Genomic DNA, 18843 nt, shown 5'->3' on the forward strand with positions numbered 1-18843 from the left:
ATTACTTATATGAACCCCTGAAACAAGAGAGTAATAGTTATTCATAACTGTTTATTCCAATTTACAACCCTATTTATAGATAGTTCTATCCATTTTTCTACCAGTATTTATACCTATTCTTACCAACTTATAAAGACTATATAGCAACAATTTCTTATTTTTAGTTGCTACATGAGATTTATCAATGTAGTTAAAATTTTATTTTTAGGGAAATTCAAACAAATGTAAGCGTTCTCGTAATCCTTTTTTGTATATTTATACCTATTTCACTATCAATTTCCTAATTCAAAATTATCATTTTCAGAATATACTGTATTTTTTCGGCGTAATTCGACGCTTCCTGATCTATTTATTTGATAATGTTTCCTTGTGAGGAAAATTTTACCGCGAGAAGATTGTCATTTAAGGAGGTGATCTGTCAGGAAATTGGATATCAACACCATTTTATTTGAATGAACTATTAAAGGACCAAAGGGGGAAGAGTTTTGAAAAGTAAGAAGAATGTTCGCTTTAAATGGATGTATGTCATGTTAACTGTATTTTTAGTCCTTCCATTGCTGTTTCCAGGAATGGGTATGGCAGAAGCAAATCAAAAGCCTTACATATCGGCTAAAGAAGCTGCTTTAGAATCTTCAAAAAGCAAGATTAATAGTAAGCTGAAAACTCAATTTAATAAACAGGATAAAGTAACCTTCCTAATTAAATTTAAAGGACAAGTAGATACACAGAAAGTAGCTATGAATGCTGAGAAAAACGCAATTACTCAAAAGGCTACACCAGCAAAGGCAAAGTATATGAAACGATCAGCAGTAGTTTCTTCTTTAAGGTCTACAGCAATCGAAACACAAGGAAATGTGAAAGAGTACTTGGATAAGCAAGAAAATGCTGGTAAAGCCAAAAATACTCAATCCTTTTATATTGTTAATGCAATGGCTGTAACAGCTACGAAAGAAGTAATGGAACAAATCGCAGCGTTTCCTGAAGTGGAAAAGATTCTTCCTAATGAAACGAGACAACTTCATCAAGCAGTTAATTCTGCTGATAGTAAAGAAACTTCCCAAACAAAAGCTAACGCAAATAGCAAAGCAGACTCTGTTGAATGGAATCTTAAAAATGTAGGTGCCCCCTCTGTATGGAAAATGGGGATTGATGGTACAGGGACTGTGGTAGCTTCCATTGATACAGGCGTACAATGGGATCATCCTGCATTAAAAGAAAAATATCGAGGATATGATCCAGCCAATCCAAATAACCCAGACCATGAATTCAATTGGTATGATCCAGCTTCAAATGCAACTACTCCTTTAGATGATGTTGGTCATGGAACCCATGTAACGGGAACAATAGTTGGTGCTGAACCTAACGGTGAAAATCAAATTGGTGTTGCACCAGGAGCGAAGTGGATTGCTGTTAAGGCATTCACAAAAGACGGCGGAGAAGATGTAGATTTATTAGCAGCAGGTGAATGGATTTTAGCTCCGAAAGATAGAAATGGAAATCCTCACCCTGAAAAGGCGCCTGACGTTGTCAATAATTCATGGGGCGGTGGTCCGGGTCTTGATGAATGGTATCGCCCAATGGTTCAAGCATGGCGCGCGGCAGAAATTTTTCCTGAGTTTTCAGTAGGGAATGCAAATTTTTGGAACCCTGGTGGACCAGCATCAGCCGCAGAACCTTCGAACTATCCTGAATCATTTGCAACAGGTGCGGTTGATATTAATAACAAATTAGGTGATTTTTCACTTCAAGGGCCTTCTCCATATGATGAGGTAAAACCAGATATTTCAGCCCCTGGAGTCAATATCCGATCATCCGTTCCAGGGAGTGGTTATGAAGGTGGATGGAATGGAACATCAATGGCAGGTCCACATGTTTCTGGGGTTGTTGCCCTGCTTCGTCAGGTGGATTCAAGTTTGACAGTAGATGAATTGGAGGAAATTCTATTATCAACCGCTGTTCCTTTAACAGACTCGACATTCCCTAAAACCCCTAATAATGGGTATGGTTATGGACTAGTCAATGCGTATGAAGCTGTAGCATCCATTACAACCGGTCTTGGAAAAATAAAAGGACAAGTCAGTGTAGAAGGAGAGGATAAAGAGAAACCAAAGTTCGAGCATAGTGGTCCACAAAAAACATATTCAGGCGAAGATTTACGTTTAGATATTCAAGTAACAGACAATGTCAGCGTAACGAATGTCGAATTACAATATTTAAATGCGGATGGGAATTGGAGTACGGTTCAAGCTAAAAGAACCTCAGGAGATCATAAAAATGGCTCATATGCTGCAACAATCCCAGGAAAAGACATTAGTGAACCTACTGTCACTTACAAATGGAAGATAACGGATTATAGTGGTAATGAGGTTATATCCAATTCGTACAATATCCCTGTTAGATCTGGAATTGGTATAGGTTATTTTGAAGATTTTGAAACTAAGCCTGATGGATGGAGTTCTTACGGGGAAAATAACGTCTGGGAATGGGGAACACCAACTTCTGGACCTAAAAATGCCGTATCAGGTGAGAAAGTTTATGCGACAAAATTAGATGGAAAATATCCTGATAACGCAAATATGACGTTGCTTATGCCTCCAATCGATCTTAAAGATGGAAAGGCATACTTACAATTCAAACAATGGTATGAGCTTGAAGAACATGTTGGTAAAGGTTATGATTTTGGACATGTATTTGTTTCAACAGATATGGAAAACTGGACGCAAAAACTTCGCGTCACTGGCAAATCCGAAAGTTGGATTGATGGAGAAGTTGATTTAAGTGAATATGCTGGTCAAAGAATTTATGTTGCTTTCAATGTAACTTCAGACATTCTTTTTGGTTATCAAGGCTGGTATTTAGACGATGTTCGTTTATCCAATCAACCTATTCAAGCATCTAACATGTCTACATTAGGGGTTGTTAAAGACCTAAATCAAAAGGATTCCAAAACAATGCCTGATAAGGTAAAAGTGGATCCAAGCAAAATAACTCCGTTCAAGAAAGAGAATTCTAAAGTTAACTTAGAACAGGAATCTTCTCCGTCACTTTTACCGCTAGGTGCAGAGGTAAGTGTGCTGGAATCAGGAAGATCAACCTTTACAAATCCGGAGAATGGCAGCTACAAATTAAATCACGCAACAGGGACATTTACTGTTCAGGCAGAGACATATGGTTATCGTTCAGCATCTCAATCAGTTGCTATTCCAGCTAACGGAGAAGTAACAGCTAACTTTGTCTTGGAAGAAATTCCAAAAGGGACGATTTCTGGAGTAGTCACAAATGAAGTGACAGGAGAAGCCGTTTCAAATGCTACTCTGTTGTTGATGGAAGATGCTCAGGTTCAACCTGTCCAAACAAATGAAAAAGGAGAATATAGCATTACTGCCTATGAGGGAAGTTATACATTAAAAGTGGCCTCCCCATCAGCCTATAGTAAAGAATTAACCGTAAAAATAAACGCGGGATCTGTCAAACAAGACGTACAGTTAAAACCGTTTATCGGGTATCCAGGAGAAATCGGCTATGATGATGGTACAGCAGAAGACGCACATATTTTCTATGGTGCAGGAAATGGCTGGGCTGTCAAAATGTCTTTAGCTAAAGGCGAAACTAGTGCGATGGTGACAGGCGGATTATTCAGATTCTGGGACACTAAATGGCCTGAGCCTGGTGGAACGGATTTCAAGGTTGCTGTTTACGATGCGAGCGGTGAAAATGGCAGCCCTGGTAAAAAAATAGCAGGACCTTTTAATGCAACTGCAAAAAGAAATGGTGAGTGGACACACGTAGATTTAAGTTCAAAAGGGATTATCGTCAATGGTGATTTCTACATGGTTTATATCCAAAGTGCAGATAATCCTTATGCCCCTGGGCTTGCAGCTGATACAGATGGTGAGAATGCGAAACGCAGCTGGATGCTATTTGGGGGGGAATTTTCTCCTACACCTAAAGAAGAAGGAAACTACATGATTCGAGCGGTTGTTAATTACGAAGTCAAAGCACCTGTTATCACATCACCTACCGATGGATTCTTTACGAATCAAGGTTCAGTAATGGTAGAAGGGAAATCAGCTCCGACTACTGCGGTTAAGATATTTAATAACGGTAAGGAAGCTACAGCTGTGCAAACTGATCAGAACGGGAAATTTGCAGTAGAAGTACAATTAAATGAAGGTGAGAACCTCTTTACAGCTAAAGCTTCGACAAACAGTGGTACAACAGATCCTTCAGCTCCTGTTAAGGTAGTTTATGATAAAACGAAACCAAAACTTTTTATTGACAAACCCGTAAACAACTTCAAAACAAATAAAGAGGCTGTTACAGTAGAAGGTACAGTATCAGATCAACATCTTGACTGGGTTAAAGTAAATGGTCAAGTAGCAGAAGTTACTAACGGAAAATATTCTCACCGAATCCTTTTATCGGAAGGAGTCAATACAATTAATGTCATTGCACAGGATAAAGCAGGCAATGCAACGAAAGAATCTGTAGTGGTGGATGCCAAACTTACTGCTCCTTCTGTGAAAAATTTACAACCTGCAGCTGACAAGTATTTGAAAACAGGTGAAACGGTTAAAGTGGAATTTGATAGTGAAGCAGGTTTAAAAGCTGTATTTGCGATTAGAATGCCATTACCGAATACACTAAATAAAGTGCCAAGTACGGCGACTGAATATACAATGATGGAAACATCTCCTGGTCATTATGTGGGCTATTACACGGCAACTTCAAATGTTAAAGAAGCTGGAGCGGAAGTAGAAGTAAAGATTTCAGATAGCTATGGAAATGAAACGAGAAAAATAGCAACTGGTAAACTATTTATTAATAAGAAAAAGTAAGAAACAGAAAAAAGTGGAAGCAGCTAGCCTGCCTCCACTTTTGTTATTAATTCTGCCCTGGTTTGTCGTTGTAACCTGCAGTGAAAATAGCTGCTAAAAATGCGATCATGACTAAAATAACCATGAATGTATTCATTATATGTAGTCCCCCTTAATTCATACAAATTTTCATAATGAACATATAGTTTTATTATAGCCTATCTTCAGAAAATGAAAAGTGCAATATTCTTTTTATTGGCTAATAGGAAAGGATAAATTTTTCAAATTTATCCTTTCCAAACGCATAAGTGCAACTACGCCTTTGTCTTCGCCCTTAGGGGCTCGCCAATCGGCGAGTTTTCTTTAACATAAAAAAGATAGACTGTACCGTAATATGGTTACGCATGTTCAAAGGGCTAAGTGCATAGAGTATATTAATCGTCTCTGATTAAGCTACAGGGGGAGGGCCTTATGGATATTTTAAAAAAAATCGAGATGCATCGCGAAGAAGAGGAAAAACTGCGTTGGGAAGGTTCGTTCGCTGATTACTTATTGTTGCTAAAGGAAAAGCCATGGGTAGCACAATCTGCACATTCTCGAGTTTATAATATGATCAAGGATGCCGGAATTGAAGAAGTTAAAGGGTCAAAGAAGTACAATTTCTTTAGCAATCAATTATTTGGATTAGAAGCATCACTAGAAAGGCTTGTTGAAGAGTATTTTCATCCCGCAGCCAAAAGACTTGATGTAAGAAAGCGGATTTTACTGTTAATGGGTCCGGTAAGCGGTGGTAAATCAACTCTTGTTACGATGTTAAAAAGAGGTTTAGAAAGTTACTCACATACGGATAGAGGCTCTGTTTTTGCTATAAAGGGATGTCCAATGCATGAGGATCCGCTGCACTTAATTCCCCATCATTTGCGTGTTGATTTCTATGAGGAGTACGGCATAAGGATTGAAGGGAATCTTTCACCGTTGAACATGATGCGTCTTGAGCAGGAATATGGGGGCAGAATCGAAGATGTTTTAGTGGAGAGAATCTTTTTCTCAGAGGATAAACGAACAGGGATTGGAACCTTTAGTCCTTCCGATCCAAAATCACAGGATATCGCAGATTTAACGGGAAGTATTGATTTTTCAACCATTGCAGAATTTGGTTCTGAATCAGATCCGCGTGCCTATCGTTTCGATGGAGAGCTGAATAAAGCAAACCGCGGGATGATGGAGTTCCAGGAGATGTTAAAATGTGATGAGAAATTCCTCTGGCATTTGCTGTCTTTAACCCAAGAAGGGAACTTTAAAGCAGGAAGGTTTGCCTTAATTAGCGCAGATGAGCTAATTGTAGCACATACGAATGAAACGGAGTACCGTTCCTTTATTTCCAATAAGAAAAACGAAGCGCTCCATTCAAGGATTATTGTCATGCCGATTCCATATAATTTAAAGGTTTCACAAGAAGAAAGAATATATGAAAAAATGATTAATGAGAGTGATGTTTCCGATGTCCATATAGCACCGCATACATTAAAGGTGGCTGCGATGTTTACCATTTTAACCCGCTTAAAGGAGCCGAAAAAAGGAGATATTGATTTACTGAAAAAAATGCGCCTTTATGACGGTGAGAGTGTGGAAGGATTTAATACGGCTGATGTTGACGAGCTGAAGCGCGAGTACCCGGATGAAGGTATGAGCGGAATTGACCCGCGTTACGTGATTAACCGTATTTCGTCCACGATTATTCGAAAAGAAGTACCATCCATTAATGCACTTGATGTATTAAGGTCATTAAAAGATGGGCTTGACCAACATCCATCGATTACTTCCGAGCTGCGTGACCGCTATATGAATTATATCTCTTTAGCACGAAAAGAGTATGATAATATTGCCAAGAAAGAAGTTCAAAAAGCATTTGTTTATTCGTACGAAGAGTCCGCTAAAACACTTATGGACAATTATCTAGATAATGTGGAAGCCTATTGTAATAAGGCAAAGCTTCGTGACCCACTGACTGGTGAAGAAATTAATCCGGATGAAAAACTAATGCGTTCAATTGAGGAACAGATTGGTATTTCTGAAAATGCCAAAAAGGCCTTTAGAGAAGAGGTATTAATCCGAATTTCAGCCTTCGCAAGGAAAGGCAAACGCTTTGATTATAATTCGCATGACCGGCTTAGGGAAGCTATTCAGAAGAAACTGTTTGCAGATCTTAAGGATGTTGTCAAGATTACTACATCTTCAAAAACACCAGATGAACAGCAATTGAAGAAGATTAATGATGTTGTTGCCCGTTTAATCGATGAACATGGCTATAATTCAACATCAGCTAATGAATTACTTCGGTATGTTGGAAGCCTGTTAAATAGGTAGTGAAGGATAGGATTAAAATATGAGGACTGACAGAACGTATCTGTCAGTCTCTTTTTTTCCGATAGGAAAGTATTACTTTTCCAATCAGGTAATAAGAGCTACGCCTCTGTCTTCGCAGGCTTGCCAATCGGGGAGTTTTCTTAAAAGATAAGAAAGAAATTTCGATTTTGAGAATTGTCCAGCACCATTAGAATAAGCTCCGGAAGCGATACCTCGCACGGGGGAAAAGCGTTAGCTTTTTAGAGGAGTGCCCAGCAGCGAGACAACTTCGATCGCTTGCGTTTTTTTAATCATTTCAAGGTGGACTCGTCCAACTTTTTAGGCAAGAGCCTAATTGTCTAAATTATTTGTAAATTATTTATCGCTTTTGCATAGGATAAAGTAATCCATCTTTTATTTAATTTTTTTCATTCGCGTTATCTTATGTATTTGCTAAAAAAGTGTGCAGTTTAAAACTGCATTCATTAATTTCATAAGGAGGGGTTTATAATGTCAACCGATAACCATCAATTTGTGATTTCTAGAGAAGACTGGTCCCTCCACCGTAAAGGCCACGATGACCAGCAGCGGCATCAGGAAAAAGTCCAAGAGGCAATTCGCAACAATCTTCCAGACTTAATTACAGAAGAGAGCATAATTATGTCTAATGGTCGAGATGTGGTAAAGATTCCGATTCGTTCATTAGACGAATATAAAATTCGTTATAATTATGACAAAAACAAACACGTGGGCCAGGGTGACGGTGACAGTCAAATCGGAGACGTAGTAGCACGTGACGGCTCCAGTGGGCAAAAAGGTCCCGGTAAAGGCCAAGGGGCAGGAGATCAAGCGGGAGAAGATTATTTTGAGGCAGAAGTGTCATTAATGGAGCTCGAAGAAGCATTATTTAAGCAATTAGAACTTCCTAATTTAAAGAAAAAAGAGGAGCAAGAAAACCTCGTTGAAAATATTGAATTCAATGATATTAGGAAAACAGGATTAATGGGAAATATTGATAAAAAACGGACAATGATGTCTGCTTTTAAACGAAATGCCATGAGTGGGAAACCGGCATTCCACCCTATTTACAAAGATGATTTAAAATTTAAGACTTGGAATGAAGTGGTTAAACCGGATTCTAAAGCTGTTGTCATTGCGATGATGGACACGAGCGGAAGTATGGGAATATGGGAGAAGTACATGGCCCGCAGCTTTTTCTTCTGGATGACACGCTTTTTAAGAACAAAATACGAGACAGTTGAAATTGAGTTTATTGCGCATCATACTGAGGCAAAAATAGTGACCGAGGAAGACTTCTTCTCGAAAGGAGAAAGCGGTGGAACAATTTGTTCATCCGCCTACCGCAAAGCATTGGAAATCATTGAAACTAAATACAATCCTCGCAAGTTCAACATCTATCCATTCCACTTTTCAGACGGTGATAATCTAACATCGGATAACGCCCGCTGTGTGAAGCTTGTTGAAGAATTAATGAAGGTATCTAACATGTTTGGCTATGGTGAAGTCAATCAATACAATAGGCATTCTACCTTAATGTCAGCCTACAAAAATATTAAGGATGAACATTTCCGTTATTATATTCTTAAGCAAAAAGCAGATGTATTTCATGCAATGAAAAGCTTTTTCCAAAATGAAGAATCCAAATTATATGCTTAACAAAATCGACAGGACTATCTGCCTGTCGATTTTTTTTTACTAAATTAATAATTTTGACTTATTTTTTCACAGAATAAAAGCAGTTGATTGTCAAATTGGTTGCGAAAATTGATAAAAGGAAAGAATTTTAATATAGTGGTAAAGGAAAAATATCATGAAAGGGATTCTGAATAAGATGAATATAGGATTAATTGGTTTGGGTAAAATGGGCTATAGTTTAGCCCTAAATTTAATGGACCATCAGTATGAGGTTGTTGCATTTGATGTAAATACAACTGCAGTTAAAGGAATATCAGAAAAAGGGGCTCATGGTGTAAGTTCAATATCCGATCTTGTAGCAAGCCTTCCATCCCCTAAAGTCATTTGGGTAATGGTACCAGCCGGGGAAGTTACCAACAGTGTGCTTAACGAACTGAAGGAATACTTAGGAGAAGGGGATATTGTCATTGAAGGCGGTAACTCACATTATAAGGAATCCATCAAACGGGCAGCAGAATTCTCCGAACAAGGTATTCATTTTCTCGACGTTGGGACTAGTGGAGGTGTTGAAGGGGCGAGAAATGGCGCTTGTACAATGATTGGCGGGAACAAAGAGGCATTCATTTTAGTAGAAGAAATTTTTAAAGACATTTGCGTGGCGAACGGCTACCATTATGCAGGAGAAAGTGGAAGCGGTCATTATCTAAAGATGATACATAATGGCATTGAATATGGAATGATGCAATCGATTGCTGAAGGATTTGAATTACTTGATAAAAGTCCATTTAACTTTGATTACGAAAAGGTTGCAAGGGTGTGGAGTAATGGTTCTGTCATCCGATCTTGGCTCATGGAACTTACCGAAAATGCTTTCTCTAAAGATTCAAAGCTAGAAGGAATCAAAGGAATTATGCATTCCTCTGGTGAGGGAAAATGGACGGTTGAAACGGCTTTAGACCTTCAGGCAGCATCCCCAATTATTACAATGGCTTTAATGATGAGGTACCGATCATTAGAAGAAGATACTTTTTCAGGGAAAGTTGTTTCTGCATTGCGAAATGAATTTGGAGGGCATGGGGTAGTAAGTAAATAAAATATCAATAAATGGATATCTTATAAAAGTGATAGGCGAGTAGCCTGTCATTTTTATTCCGTTGATTGGTATAGACAACTATACTTTTAGAGTGTAAAATAAAGATAGAACCTGAAAGGAAGTTTTGAAAATGACTCAAGAAGATAATCATATTTTACTTAAGGGTATTCGAATTTATTCAGAAGACAAGATCATTGAAAATGGATATATAACAATAAAAAATCAAAAAATAACAGGACTTGGTACCATGGATGAAACTATTATTGGGGAAGACTTTGAAGTGATTGAAGCTCCTGCACATTTTAACGCGGTGCCTGGTTTTATTGATGTGCATATTCATGGTGTAAATGGCGCGGACACGATGGATGGAACTAAGGAAGCATTGAATACAATGACAGTAGCATTGCCAAAAGAAGGAACAACAAGCTTCTTAGCCACTACTATGACACAAGAAGGCAAACAAATTGAAAATGCATTAATTAATGCAGGTGAATATATCGAAAAGCAGACAGCAAACGGGAATGCTGAAATACTTGGTCTACATCTTGAAGGGCCATTTGTGAATCCAAAAAAAGCTGGAGCACAGCCTATTCAGCATATAGTGAATCCAAATATCGCATTATTTGAAGAGTGGCAAAAATTATCTAACGGAACAATAAAACTTGTCACATTAGCCCCAGAGCAGCCTGGTGGATTAGAAATGATTCGCTATTTAAAGGAAAATGGAATTATCGCATCTCTCGGACATACTGATGCAACCTATGAACAAGTTGGTGAAGCCATTGAAGCTGGAGCAAATCATGTGACCCATCTCTTTAATCAAATGAGAGGACTGCACCATCGTGAACCTGGTGTGGTTGGCGCAGCATTTTTGCGTAAGGAATTAAAAGCAGAAATTATTGTTGATGGTGTCCATGTTCATCCGGAGATGGTTAATCTCGCTTACAAAAATAAGCAGAGCGATGGATTAATTTTAATCACTGACTCCATGCGTGCTAAATGCTTAAAAAATGGTTTGTATGACCTCGGAGGCCAAGAGGTTACTGTTAAAGATGGAAAGGCAGTCCTTGCTGACGGAACACTCGCCGGCAGTATTTTAAAATTAGGACATGCCATAAAAAATATTTTGACTTATACTGGATGTTCACTTGAGGAAGCGGTCGAAATGGCATCAGTCAATCCAGCCAAGCAGTTGAATGTGTTTGACAGAAAGGGAAGCATTTCTATTGGGAAAGACGCAGACATCGTAATCCTTGATGAGAATATGGATGTCTATATGACATTTTGCCGGGGAACACTTTCCTATAAAAAGGGGGAAAACTGCCAATGAAAATAATAGAAGTAAAAGATTACACCGAAATGAGTCAGAAAGCGGCTGAATATATTATTGAAAAGGTTTGCCAAAATCCTAAAATAAATCTGGGACTTGCAACGGGAGGAACTCCTGTAGGAACATACAAAAATTTAATTGAAGATCATGAGAAAAACGGGACTTCTTATCAAAATGTTACCACGTTTAACTTAGATGAATACATTGGTCTCTCAGGTGAAAATAAAAATAGTTATCGCTATTTTATGGATGAAAAGTTGTTTAATCATATTGACATCAATAAAAATAATACAAATATTCCGCGTGGAGATTGTAAAGACATAGAGGAAGAATGCCTTCGTTATGAATCATTACTTGCAAATTATGGCGGCATTGATTTGCAAATTCTTGGAATTGGCAGTAATGGACATATTGGATTTAATGAACCAGGGACAACCTTTACCTCTCAAACACATGTAATCAAATTAGCTCCTTCAACCATTAATGCAAATGCAAGATTTTTTAAAAGTATTGAGGAAGTACCGACTAAAGCGATCACCATGGGAATTTCTACCATTATGAAAAGTAAAGAAATTCTTCTTTTAGTTTCTGGTGAAAACAAGAAAGAAGCAATAGGTAAACTTTTAACTGGAAAAGTATCAGAAAGTTTTCCTGCCTCAGTGTTGAAAAATCATCCGTGTGTTACAATTATTGCTGATAAAGCAGCAATTTCAGGTTTAAAGAGTCACTGTCAATAATTATTAGGCAGCCAGGCAATAAAATTAAAACCTGTAATTGTTAAGTTTAATTAGAAGGGTGTAAATAAAGAGAATGATAAACAAGAATTCCCCCATTCCACTTTATTATCAGCTAGAGGAACATATTAAAGGGTTAATTGAAAATGGTGAGTTGAGTCCTGGTGATGCACTTCCACCAGAAAGAGAATATGCTGAAAAATATCAAATTAGCCGGATGACTGTCAGACAGGCCTTTACCCAGCTTGTTAATGAAGGTTATTTATATCGGCTGCAAGGAAAGGGCACATTTGTTGCTGAGCGAAAAATTGAACAACCTTTGCAAGGACTAACCAGCTTTACAGAGGATATGAAAGCTAGAGGATTAACTCCAAGTAATAAACTTATTAAGTTTGAAATTATTCCTGCTACAAGTCAGATTGCTGGTCAATTAAAGATTTCTGAATATGAGCCGGTTTATGAAATTAAACGAATCCGCTTAGCGGATGGTGTCCCGATGGCATTAGAAACCAATTATATTTCAGCGAATCTGATTAAGGGGCTAACAGCACAAATAGCAAATCAATCTTTATACGGTCATATTGAAGAACATTTAAACTTACGCATCGATAGCGCCTCGCAGGTAATTGAGTCGTCTAGCGCTAGTCAAAATGAGGCAAAACTTTTAAAAATTGCAAATGGGGCACCTGTCATGCATATCCAAAGGAATACGTATCTGCATGACAATACTCCTGTTGAATTTGTGAAATCTGTTTACCGTGCAGACCGTTATAAATTCATGATTCAAATGAAACGATAACTAATCTTGAGGATGATTTTATATGTTCGATCTCTATTTTCAAAAGCTAAAGGAGTTAATTAATACTGTTGAAAAAGCTGAAAATGAGAACCTTACAACAGCTGCTATTAAAATTGCCCAGTGCATTCAAAGGGATGGGATTGTTCATGTTTTTGGCTGCGGCCACTCCCATATGCTTGGAGAAGAGCTCTTTTACAGGGCTGGAGGTCTTGCATCAATTAACCCTATTCTTATAGAAGATTTAATGCTCCATAAAGGCGCAGTACGCTCATCACAATTTGAACAGAAGAATGATTTTGCCGAAGAATTCTTAGGTGATATGAAAATTCTATCTGAAGATGTGGTAATTGTGGTGTCAACATCGGGCAGGAACCCTGTTCCGATTGACGTAGCAGAATTTGCTAAAAAACAGGGCGCTTTTGTTATTGCCATTACATCATTAATTTATTCAAAAAGTGTTTCTTCAAGGCACACAAGCGGAAAATTTCTTTCTGACGCTGCTGATCTTGCAATTGATAATCATATAAGAATTGGCGATGCATTAATGGAGCATGAATTACTGGACGTTTCCTTTGGTTCCGGGTCAACTGTAATCGGGACAGCTATTGTAAACGGAATAATGGTGGAATCCGTAAAGGTCATGATTGAAAACAACTTTTCACCTCCTATTTTTAAAAGCAGTAATGCAGATGGGGCAGAAGAACATAATCGGAAATTAATCAATAAATATAAAGGCAGAATTCCTTTACTGGAAAGTTAATTTTAAAAAAAACAGATGCATATGCACCTGTTTTTTTTTGTTCATAAAGCCTTTTTCTTTCGGTACAGTCGGATATTACCACAAATAACTTTATTGAAAAGATGAAAAATAAGAAGGCAAGAGAAATTTTTTCAAAAAGGGGGTATTTCAATTGATAAAAAAACCAGTTGGTTTACTTTTAACAGCTTTCCTAACAATGGGACTTGCTGCTTGTAATAACAATGATAAAAATCAAATAAATGACAAGACTACAAACCAGGTAGGAATGAATACAACTAACAGGAACAATCCTTATTTTAACGTGGGAAATGGAAGAGATGACGGAATTGACCATAATGGTCCACTTACCGAGGATTATACGAATCGTAACAACAGTGAAAGTGATTTAGATGTTAATCTATATAATGATCAGCGTAAAACAAGAAAAAATAATCGGGACATGATTTCTTCGTATCAAACATCTTTAAACAGTGATCAATATCCTCATACAAGAGCGATATTAATCCAAGATGCAAAATATCAGTATACTACCGTAGATCCTAGTAAAGGCAAAGGATTTCAGTTCGGTCAACAAGGGCAGCCATTTATACAGCAGCAAACACCGATTGCAAAAGCACCAGTACCGGCACCAGCGCCGCAGCAAACTCAACCGGCAGTACCGGCACCTGCACCACAGCAAACTCAGCCAACGGCACCTGCACCACAGCCAAAACCGGCACCAAAACCAGCTGCCCCAACACAAAATATTGCACCAACTACTGGAACGGTCAGCCAATATGTACAACAAGTGATCAATTTAACAAATGCACAACGGAGTAAAAACGGGCTTCCTGCATTAAAAGCGGATACCCAGCTTAATGGCATTGCTCAGAAAAAGTCAGTGGATATGCAGCAAAAGAATTACTTTTCACATACAAGCCCAACTTATGGATCTCCGTTCGATATGATGAGAGATTTTGGTGTTACCTATAAATCCGCAGGTGAGAATATCGCCCAAGGTCAAAGGACACCACAGGAAGTCGTAAATTCCTGGATGAACAGTGAAGGTCATCGTAAAAACATTTTAAGTTCAAATTTTACTCATATCGGGGTAGGATTTGAAGAGACTGGGAAACATTGGACGCAAATGTTTATAGGGAAGTAATAAAGAATAGGTACTGATTAGCAGGAAAATAAGAAAAACGCAAAACAAAACCGGCAGATAACTAAGCTCTGCCGGCTTGTTGGGTTTTAATGATTGAAGAAATGGTAGGAAATTCAAAAAGAAATGTAGTCCCTTTTTCTACTTCACTTTCTACCCAGATAGAACCATCCATTGCACGAATAATACTATACACTACCATCATCCCCAGACCCGTTCCCTTTTTCCCTTTTGTGGAATAGAAAGGTTCCCCTAATCGTTCAAGTTGCTCACTTGTCATACCTAAACCTGTATCCTTCACCATAATTGTTACATAGCTTTGGCTAAATTCAGTTGAAATCGTTAAATAACCGCCTGTTGACATTGATTCGATTGCATTTTTGAGGACATTTACAAAACACTGGCGGAACTTCTGTTTGTCTCCTTTTATGAAACCTATAACTGAAAAGTCAGTAATGATCTCAACAGAATTCTGATTTGCCAGTGGTTGAAGAATATTGATAATTTGCCTAAGTTCACTTTTTACATTTAGTTCCTCTAACGTTTCTAGAGAAGGCTTCGCAAAGGTCAAATAATCCTGAATGACCCTTTCAGCGGAAATTAATTCTTCCTTAACGATAGATAAGTATTCTTTTCTTTTTTGCCTCGTAAGGTAATCATCCTGAAGAAGTTGAACAAATCCGCTAGCAGCAGTTAAAGGATTGCGAATTTCATGGGAAATAGCGGCTCCCATTTGTTCGACTGCTTTTAATTTTTCTGCTTTAATCAGTTGCTGCTGCATTTCATTATTTTTTCTAACAAATTCAATCCCATATGAAATGATGCCAATTCCGAGAGCAGGGATGACAAGGAGAGCAAACCAAGCATCAAAAAGGTTGGAGTTAGAATTAGTGAAACTCATCCCAAAAACTGTTAGCAGGCCAAGGATCATTCCCATACATACCGTTACAAAAATCCGTCGTTCAGGAGCCTGTTTCGAAACCCAAGGATATAGGTTCCAGAGTATAATGCTAAGCGGAGCATATAGTATAAGGGTTTGAAAAAAACCTATATTCAAACCATAGAAACTTCTTAAGAGTATAATTGCTAAAACAAGAATTGGACCGATTCCAACATATAGACCGCCTAAAACCAAAGGAATAATCCTTAAATCATACCTGGCAGATGGAACGGGGGTGTAGGAGAATTGGATACATAACCATAAAGTTGCGATAAACAAAATTATTATTGAAGATTTAGAAAGGGTGTATTTTTGACTTTTTTCGAGAAATATTAAACAAAAAAATAGTAGTATGATTAAAAGGGAGAGATTTAAGAAAAGGTGTTTCGTAATTTCCATTTCCTTCACCATCCAAAAAAGGGCTGATAGGGAAATTTTAACATGTATTTTCCACAAGTTACAACAAAATTTACGAAATATTTAGAAAAAAGATATATTTTGTTGATGAATGCAAATGATATTAGACGAATAACCCCATAAGGTTCATGATATATGCCTTGAAGATATGAATTAGTCCAATGTACTTTTACATAATAATAATGTTCTTTATTTAGTTTAAAGTATTCCAATTATACTATGAATTTGATATTTTTTAACAAAGTTTGAAAGTAAAAGAATATAAAAATGAAAAAACTTCCTCAAAAGGAAGCTTTCGTAATTGTTATTTTACACTTGAATTGATATCCCCTTAGCTAATTCTTTAGCAGCAAGTCTGGCATGATCTTTAGCTTTTGCAATAATTTCAGGTACCTTTTGCGGATTTAAATCGAATCCTTCTGCGATTAATGTGTCCATAACTTTAATCCCTAAAAAGCTGAGGGCAATTTTTAAATAGCGGTCACCTGATTCCATTTCCTGAAGAGGAGTGCCTGTATATTGTCCGCCTCTTGTTTGGATATGGACAGCCTTCTTATTTTTTAATAGCCCTTTTGGTCCGTCTGGGGTATGGGCAAAGGTTTTTCCAGCTATAAATAAATTATCGAGGAAAGCCTTTAAGACCGCAGGTGAACTCAAATTCCACACGGGGGACACAAAAACATAATAATCATATGAGATAAATTCATCTGCAAGAGCGTGCATTTTTATAATCTTCTCGCGTTCAGCATCTGACAACTGATCCAATGTATATCCGTAACCTGCTAATTTTCCTCTTGCCGAAACCAAATCAGCATCCATTTGTGGAAAATCTAAGGTGAACAAATCCATTTTCTTTATTTCTACTTCGGGACGTTCCTTCTGAAAAGCTTCAAGAAAGGCTTCCCCAATTTGCAGGCCCTTTGATTTCTCTAAGCCCTTTGGATTTGCGGTCACATAAAGCAACTTTTCCAATTCAACACACCCCATCTAACAATATTTACTTCAATATATTTATTATAGAAAAGATATATTTGCTCAATATTGAACAAAACGTGAAGTTCTTGAACATTAAGTGACTTTTTATCATGAATTAAGTTAATCATAGAAAAATTGCACAAACTATTTATAAAAGAAACTTTGGAGATAAAGATTGTGACAAATGAGGCATTCCGCTGTCGGACTGCTATACCTGAGTTTAATTATAAGCGATAAACAGTTAAAATAGGTTAGAATAGGGTTGTAAGGATTTTTAGAAAGGAAAGGGATTTAGAATGTCTAAACAACAAATTGGTGTTATTGGTCTTGCGGTTATGGGAAAAAACCTTGCATTAAATATTGAAAGCCGCGGCTATTCTGTTACAGTTTTTAATCGTTCCTATGATAAAACAGAAGCGTTTTTAAAGAACGAAGCAGAAGGAAAAAACTTTGTCGGTGCCCGGACCGTTGAGGAATTTGTAAATTCCTTAGAAAAGCCACGCAAAATTTTATTAATGGTTAAGGCGGGTACGGCAACAGATGCAACAATTGATTCATTAAAGCCATACCTTGAAGAAGGCGATATCCTCATTGATGGGGGTAATACCTTCTTCCAGGATACCATTAGACGTAATAAGGAACTTGAGACTGCAGGGTTCCATTTTATTGGTACAGGAGTATCCGGAGGTGAAGAAGGGGCATTAAAAGGTCCTTCGATCATGCCGGGAGGTAAAAAAGAAGCCTATGATTTAGTGAAGCCAATTTTAGAGGCAATTTCAGCTAAAGTAGAAGGGGACCCTTGTTGTACCTATATTGGTCCAAACGGTGCCGGCCACTATGTGAAAATGGTGCATAACGGGATTGAATATGGCGACATGCAGTTAATTTCAGAGGCTTATTTTATCTTGAAAAATGTCCTTGGCTTGTCCGCCGAAGAACTTCATGACGTTTTTGCTGAATGGAATAAAGGTGAGCTAGACAGCTATCTAATTGAAATTACAGCAGATATTTTTACAAAAATAGATGAAGAAACAGGTAAACCATTGGTTGACTTGATCCTAGACACTGCTGGTCAAAAAGGTACAGGTAAATGGACTAGCCAAAATGCGTTAGATTTGGGTGTCCCACTTCCACTAATCACAGAATCTGTATTTGCCCGCTGTATTTCAGCTATGAAAGATGAGCGTGTTAAGGCAAGTAAGATGCTTAATGGTCCTGAAGTGAAAGGCTATGAAGGTAATAAAGAAGAGTTAATTGAAGCGGTTCGTAAAGCTTTGTATATGAGCAAAATTTGTTCATATGCCCAAGGCTTTGCGCAAATGCGTGCAGCATCAGAAGAATATGATTGGAATCTTCGGTACGGTGACATTGCGATGATTTTCCGCGGCGGCTGTATTATTCGTGCCCAATTCTTGCAAAAAATTAAAGAAGCATATGACCGTGATTCAGAATTAGCGAACCTTTTATTAGATCCTTATTTTAAAGAAATTGTTGAGAGCTACCAATCTGCATTGCGTCAAGTTCTTGCTGTAGCAATTGAGCGTGGAATTCCAGTCCCATCATTCACGAGTGCCATTGCTTACTATGACAGCTATCGCACAGAAACGCTTCCGGCAAATCTGTTACAGGCACAACGTGATTATTTTGGTGCCCATACTTATCAACGTGTTGATAAAGAAGGTGTATTCCATACAAACTGGATGGAATAAGAATTACTTAGTTTTTCTTACAAGAAATAGGGCAGGAAAGTTAGATATAAAGAATCCTGTTATTTGCTTCTGGAACGGATAGAATAAAAAGGTTGTTTATAAGAACAAAAAATGTGCTGCTTAGAT

12 protein-coding genes are annotated in these 18843 nt (G+C 37.7%); 10 read left to right on the top strand and 2 right to left on the bottom strand.

The genetic code is table 11. The features are described 5' to 3' along the window. Positions 1-485 precede the first annotated feature (485 nt). The 9 genes from QNH20_RS06655 (at position 486) to QNH20_RS06695 (ending at position 14679) form a co-directional block, all read left to right on the top strand. Positions 486-4838: a S8 family serine peptidase gene (locus tag QNH20_RS06655; RefSeq protein ID WP_481858050.1), complete on the top strand. Its 4353-nt coding sequence runs from the start codon at positions 486-488 to the stop codon at positions 4836-4838. Between the two features lie 450 nt (positions 4839-5288). Next, positions 5289-7184: a PrkA family serine protein kinase gene (locus QNH20_RS06660; RefSeq protein ID WP_283922109.1), complete on the top strand. Its 1896-nt coding sequence runs from the start codon at positions 5289-5291 to the stop codon at positions 7182-7184. Positions 7185-7673: 489 nt separating this feature from the next. Further along, positions 7674-8840: a sporulation protein YhbH gene (gene yhbH / locus QNH20_RS06665; protein WP_283922110.1), complete on the top strand. Its 1167-nt coding sequence runs from the start codon at positions 7674-7676 to the stop codon at positions 8838-8840. Positions 8841-9015: 175 nt separating this feature from the next. Continuing rightward, a complete protein-coding gene (gnd, locus tag QNH20_RS06670; RefSeq protein ID WP_283923362.1) occupies positions 9016-9912 on the top strand; it encodes a phosphogluconate dehydrogenase (NAD(+)-dependent, decarboxylating) in 897 nt (298 codons plus the stop codon). 130 nt (positions 9913-10042) lie between these two features. After that, complete coding sequence (nagA, locus tag QNH20_RS06675) at positions 10043-11242, top strand: N-acetylglucosamine-6-phosphate deacetylase (protein ID WP_283922111.1); 1200 nt, start codon at positions 10043-10045, stop codon at positions 11240-11242. Then, the gene (gene nagB, locus QNH20_RS06680; protein ID WP_283922112.1) at positions 11239-11979 is read left to right on the top strand and encodes a glucosamine-6-phosphate deaminase; all 741 of its coding nucleotides are present in this window, start codon (positions 11239-11241) and stop codon (positions 11977-11979) included. Before nagA ends, nagB begins: the two co-directional genes overlap by 4 nt. 73 nt (positions 11980-12052) lie before the next feature. Continuing rightward, the gene (locus tag QNH20_RS06685; RefSeq protein WP_283922113.1) at positions 12053-12775 is read left to right on the top strand and encodes a GntR family transcriptional regulator; all 723 of its coding nucleotides are present in this window, start codon (positions 12053-12055) and stop codon (positions 12773-12775) included. Between the two features lie 22 nt (positions 12776-12797). Next, the gene (locus tag QNH20_RS06690; RefSeq protein WP_283922114.1) at positions 12798-13535 is read left to right on the top strand and encodes an SIS domain-containing protein; all 738 of its coding nucleotides are present in this window, start codon (positions 12798-12800) and stop codon (positions 13533-13535) included. Between the two features lie 151 nt (positions 13536-13686). After that, positions 13687-14679, top strand: a complete 993-nt coding sequence (locus QNH20_RS06695; RefSeq protein WP_283922115.1) for a CAP domain-containing protein — start codon at positions 13687-13689, stop codon at positions 14677-14679. 61 nt (positions 14680-14740) lie between these two features. Here QNH20_RS06695 and QNH20_RS06700 read toward each other — a convergent pair whose 3' ends face one another. Then, complete coding sequence (locus QNH20_RS06700) at positions 14741-15811, bottom strand: ATP-binding protein (protein WP_349632705.1); 1071 nt, start codon at positions 15809-15811, stop codon at positions 14741-14743. 531 nt (positions 15812-16342) lie between these two features. Further along, entirely contained in the window at positions 16343-17005 is a 663-nt protein-coding gene (locus tag QNH20_RS06705; RefSeq protein ID WP_283922117.1) for an FMN-dependent NADH-azoreductase, read from the bottom strand. Between the two features lie 299 nt (positions 17006-17304). On the opposite strand from QNH20_RS06705, the gene gndA reads away from it, so the two are divergent. Next, positions 17305-18717, top strand: coding sequence for an NADP-dependent phosphogluconate dehydrogenase (gene gndA / locus QNH20_RS06710; protein WP_283922118.1), 1413 nt, complete (start codon positions 17305-17307; stop codon positions 18715-18717). The last annotated feature ends 126 nt before the right edge of the window (positions 18718-18843 follow it).

This window comes from Neobacillus sp. WH10, assembly GCF_030123405.1.
GTDB lineage: Bacteria > Bacillota > Bacilli > Bacillales > Cytobacillaceae > Neobacillus.

Bases quoted from the DNA above. Each gene is read 5' to 3' on its own strand.
- QNH20_RS06685 (WP_283922113.1), top strand. From the start codon at position 12,053: ATGATAAACAAGAATTCCCCCATTCCACTTTATTATCAGCTAGAGGAA.
- QNH20_RS06660 (WP_283922109.1), top strand. From the start codon at position 5,289: ATGGATATTTTAAAAAAAATCGAGATGCATCGCGAAGAAGAGGAAAAA.
- yhbH (WP_283922110.1), top strand. From the start codon at position 7,674: ATGTCAACCGATAACCATCAATTTGTGATTTCTAGAGAAGACTGGTCC.
- nagB (WP_283922112.1), top strand. From the start codon at position 11,239: ATGAAAATAATAGAAGTAAAAGATTACACCGAAATGAGTCAGAAAGCG.
- gndA (WP_283922118.1), top strand. From the start codon at position 17,305: ATGTCTAAACAACAAATTGGTGTTATTGGTCTTGCGGTTATGGGAAAA.
- nagA (WP_283922111.1), top strand. From the start codon at position 10,043: ATGACTCAAGAAGATAATCATATTTTACTTAAGGGTATTCGAATTTAT.
- QNH20_RS06690 (WP_283922114.1), top strand. From the start codon at position 12,798: ATGTTCGATCTCTATTTTCAAAAGCTAAAGGAGTTAATTAATACTGTT.
- gnd (WP_283923362.1), top strand. From the start codon at position 9,016: ATGAATATAGGATTAATTGGTTTGGGTAAAATGGGCTATAGTTTAGCC.